The sequence below is a fragment of the Selenomonas sp. genome, assembly GCF_052169755.1.
Lineage (GTDB): Bacteria > Bacillota > Negativicutes > Selenomonadales > Selenomonadaceae > Selenomonas.
The window spans coordinates 1-3,321 of record NZ_JBQNBV010000182.1 but is presented as its reverse complement, the minus strand read 5'-3'; the positions used below and the strand labels follow the sequence as shown (position 1 = coordinate 3,321).

General features: G+C 56.9%; 3 protein-coding genes. All 3 read left to right on the top strand.

Annotation, left to right across the window (positions count from 1 at the left end):
• Positions 1–345: 345 nt before the first annotated feature.
• The 3 genes from ACTTKG_RS09975 to ACTTKG_RS09965 all read left to right on the top strand — a co-directional run bounded on the left by ACTTKG_RS09975 (position 346) and on the right by ACTTKG_RS09965 (position 3,039).
• Positions 346–1,455 (top strand): [Fe-Fe] hydrogenase large subunit C-terminal domain-containing protein, encoded by a 1,110-nt coding sequence (locus ACTTKG_RS09975; protein ID WP_442674048.1) that lies wholly within the window; start codon positions 346–348, stop codon positions 1,453–1,455.
• Positions 1,456–1,684: 229 nt separating this feature from the next.
• The gene (locus ACTTKG_RS09970) at positions 1,685–2,359 is read left to right on the top strand and encodes a metallophosphoesterase family protein (protein WP_442674047.1); all 675 of its coding nucleotides are present in this window, start codon (positions 1,685–1,687) and stop codon (positions 2,357–2,359) included.
• Positions 2,360–2,496: 137 nt separating this feature from the next.
• On the top strand, positions 2,497–3,039 hold the full coding sequence (locus ACTTKG_RS09965; protein ID WP_442674046.1) for a hypothetical protein: 543 nt from the start codon (positions 2,497–2,499) through the stop codon (positions 3,037–3,039).
• Positions 3,040–3,321 lie beyond the last annotated feature (282 nt).

Here is a 3,321-nt window from a genome sequence, read left to right as displayed (position 1 = left end):
ATTCATCTGCTTGTTATAGTAACAAAATTAAGAATAATTTTCAATATGAAAATTAGAGACAAAAAAGCCGCAGATCACTGCGGCTCTGAATTTACAAATGGCAGGGGTAGCTGGACTCGAACCAACGCATGCGGGATTCAGAATCCCGTGCCTTACCAACTTGGCGATACCCCATTGACAAGTGTTGTTGTCAACGTGATTTATTATAGGGGAAAGTGCGCGAGCTGTCAATCCCCTTTTTAGAAAAATATCCGCGCTGCCTAAATTCTTTGGCTGACAGAAGTATAAAAACAAGCTATAATATAACTGGAGGGAATGGCATAGAAAGACGAAAGGGGATTCTTCATGCAGACGATCGAGAATTTTTACCATGAGGCATTGAAGAAGGCAACGGGGCGGGAAGAATTTGAGTACGATCCCGATCAGCTCAAGTGCCTGTTTCATCCGAGCGTTCATGAGCCGCTCTGGGGCGAAGAGAAGCTGTCGGACGAGGGCGAGAAGAAGCCGCTCACGAAAGATGCACGCGCCGTTTTGGAAGACGTGCTTGCGGGGAAGAAAGCGGGGCGCAAGGCGTATATCCTCATCGCACCGGCGTTCATGGGGCAGTATCAAGACGTCAAGACGGGGCAGATCCGCAACGCCTTTCGCAAGATGGGCTTCGATGGGCTTGTCGAGGTCGCGCTCTTTGCCGACATCCTGACGCTCAAGGAAGCGTTGGAGTTCGACCGCAATATCCAGTCGGAGTCGGACTACATGCTTACGAGCTGCTGCTGTCCCATGTGGGTGGCGATGATCAAGAAGAGCTTCCGGCATCTCATGCCGTATGTGCCGCCGTCCGTCTCGCCGATGATCGCCGCAGGCCGCACGGTGAAGAAGCTCTATCCCGACGCCTTGACCGTGTTCTTAGGGCCTTGCATGGCGAAGAAAACAGAAGCGAAGGATCCCGATCTCGTCGGCGCGATCGACCATGTGCTGACGTTCCAGGAGTGCAAGGACATCTTCGACCGTCTCGGCATCCAGCCGCAGGATCAATCAGACAAGAAGCGCGTCTACTCATCCGAGGCGGGGCGCATCTACGCCTATGCGGGCGGCGTGTCGCAGGCGGTGCAGATGACGCTCGACCGGCTGAATCCCGAGCGTGCGATCAAGGTTCGCTCGCGCCACGCGAACGGCGTCGCCGAGTGCAGGCAGATGCTCAACGATCTCATGGAAGGCGACGTCAAGGCGAACTTCTTCGAGGGTATGGGTTGCGCGGGCGGCTGCGTCGGCGGCCCGAAGAAACTCATCCCGCAGGAAGAAGCGAAAGAGCACGTCAAGGCGTACGGCAAGCGCTCGCCGTACCGCACGCCGCTCGACAACCCCTACGTCTTGGAGCTTTTGACGCGCCTTGGCTTCTACACGCTCGAAGGGCTTCTGTACGATGAGACGTTCTTCTCAAGGAAGCGCTTCGCCTGACGATAAGACGGCTGAAAAACACAAGACGGTGCATGTGCCGCATTCGGCATATACACCGTCTTTTTTTCTGCGCGGCGACATCCTGCAAATCCCTGCGGCAACTGTCGCATGACGGGCGACCACGACGGGGCGTTCCCCTGCTACACTGATGATACAGACCGATGGCATCGCCGACATGACAGGCGGGCATGTTTTCATCACAGTGCGGCAGTAAAAGGAGAGGGAAGCCATGACGTATCGCAGAATTTTGGCAGTAGGGGACATTCACGGTCATTTTGAGAAGTTTCGCTCCGCTTATGAAAAAGTTCAGTTCGATCCGACCGAGGACCTCCTCGTGTTTCTCGGCGACTACATCGACCGCGGCCCTTCGGTGCGCCGGACGCTGGAATTCGCCATGAAGATCGCCGAGAAAAAGAATGTCGTCCTTCTGCGCGGCAACCATGAGCAGATGATGCTCGACTACTTCTTCGGCGGCGCGACGGGAGAATGTTGGCTGAGGAACGGCGGCAGGGAGACGATGGCGGAACTTCTGGCGTGGGAAAAGGAGGCGCCGGGCGCGATTGCGCGCGTGCTCGCCTTCCTGCGGGAACTGCCGCTTTCGTATACGGTTGAGCAGGAAGGCGAGCGCTATTTCTTCGCACATGCGGGCGTGCGCCCGAGCGTCGCCCTTGAAGAGCAGCGAGCGGATGACCTCCTGTGGATTCGCGAAGAGTTCTATGCGCATTACGCAGGCGACGACATCGTCGTCGCCGGGCATACGCCGACCTTGTTCCTTGACAGGAGAGGCAAGCCGCTCTTCCTCAACAAGTGCATCATTCTTGCCGATACGGGCTCCTACTTCCCCGAAGGGCATATTTCCATCGTTGATGTTCTCACGCGGCGCTTTTGGCAGAATGCCGCATGAGAGGATCGGTGAAAGAGCGGCTGAATCTTGTATCGATCGGATGCGCTTCTTTCTGTCGAGATACCCTTGTCAAATATATGTTCGATATGGTATACTGTTTTACGAACATATATTTGACAAGACGGGAGGAAAACAGAATGAAGCAATGGGACTTGCCGGACGACTGGGAGATCGAGGCGGCGCTGCCGGAGTATGTCGATGGGGAGGGCGACGCGGTGCGGCTCCTTCTGGCGGACGGCACGGAGCAGCTTGTGCGGGCGCGCCTGCGCACGGTGCTTGAGTGCTTGGCAAGGCGGCATTGTCAAGCGCTGCCTCTTTTGCGTGCGTGGGCGAAGGAGCGCACGGCGATTTCGCAGACAGCGCCCTTGGCGATTGCGGCGGAGCTGGTGCTCGTGCCGTTTCGGGTGCGCCGTCCGCGTCTTAAAGGCGACGCCGCGATGGGCGTTGTGAACGCCATGCACGCACGTCTCACGCGAAGCGAAGAAGCGGCGGAAGTAGAACTTTCGTGCGGCAGGCGCATACGCGCCCTCTGGGGCAGAGAAACGCTCGCTGCACATCTTCGCGCGGCGGAGATTCTGCGCCAAGATCTCGAAGCGCAGGCAGAAGCCGCCGTGCTGCGCCGTCTCTTCTGGCAGAAAGCATGGCGTCACGACATTCGGGAAGGAAATCGAAAGAAATGAAAGAAAGCGCAAAGAGCGCCGCAGCGAAAAGAGCTGCGGCGCTCTTTGCTTTATGACGCGAGGGTTGGCGAGCAGCATGTCGTCGATGGCATGATGCGCCGAAGTATGCTATACTCTATTCGTTGCCTCATCCATACCGGCACGGGAAGGAGGTGCATGTGATATGGAGAATATCCCTCTATCGTTCCTTCTCTCTGTCGCGGCAGGAGTAGTCTGCCACTACTTGTGCAAGGAGTACGACGGCGGCCGCGCCGTATGGACGGGCATGAGGACACAGGTGCG

What these genes read in the sequence shown, in the direction of transcription:
- ACTTKG_RS09975 (WP_442674048.1), top strand. Translation starts at nt 346, where the DNA reads ATGCAGACGATCGAGAATTTTTACCATGAGGCATTGAAGAAGGCAACG.
- ACTTKG_RS09970 (WP_442674047.1), top strand. Translation starts at nt 1,685, where the DNA reads ATGACGTATCGCAGAATTTTGGCAGTAGGGGACATTCACGGTCATTTT.
- ACTTKG_RS09965 (WP_442674046.1), top strand. Translation starts at nt 2,497, where the DNA reads ATGAAGCAATGGGACTTGCCGGACGACTGGGAGATCGAGGCGGCGCTG.